The sequence below is a fragment of the Cupriavidus sp. WS genome (assembly GCF_000395345.1).
GTDB lineage: Bacteria > Pseudomonadota > Gammaproteobacteria > Burkholderiales > Burkholderiaceae > Cupriavidus > Cupriavidus basilensis_B.
The window spans coordinates 1-342 of the sequence record NZ_AQPL01000178.1 but is presented as its reverse complement, the minus strand read 5'-3'; the positions used below and the strand labels follow the sequence as shown (position 1 = coordinate 342).

Annotated in this window: 1 protein-coding gene; it reads right to left on the bottom strand. The window is 73.7% G+C overall.

Annotation, left to right across the window (positions count from 1 at the left end; genetic code table 11):
- Window positions 1–36: 36 nt before the first annotated feature.
- The coding region (locus tag K206_RS38330) for a transketolase C-terminal domain-containing protein (RefSeq protein WP_043366671.1) at window positions 37–342 on the bottom strand (306 nt) is incomplete at its 5' end.

Here is a 342-nt window from a genome sequence, read left to right as displayed (position 1 = left end):
CGGGACCATGCCCGTCCGCGCCGCGCCGGTGTCCTGCTATGCCGCCATGACCTCGCGCGCCAGCTGCTCGATGCCGTCCGCGTCGAGCTTGTAGTGCGCGTACAGATGCGTCGGCGGCGCGATCAGGCTGTACTCGTCGAGGATGCCGTGGCGCACCAGCCGCACCCCGGCGCCGACGTCGGCCAGCACCTCGGCCACGGCGCCGCCCAGGCCGCCCAGCACGTTGTGTTCCTCCACCGTCATCAGCACGCGCGAGCGCGCCGCGGCGCGCAGCACGGCGTCGCGGTCGAGCGGCTTGACCGTGGCCATGTCGATCATCCCCACCGAATGGCCGGCGGCGGC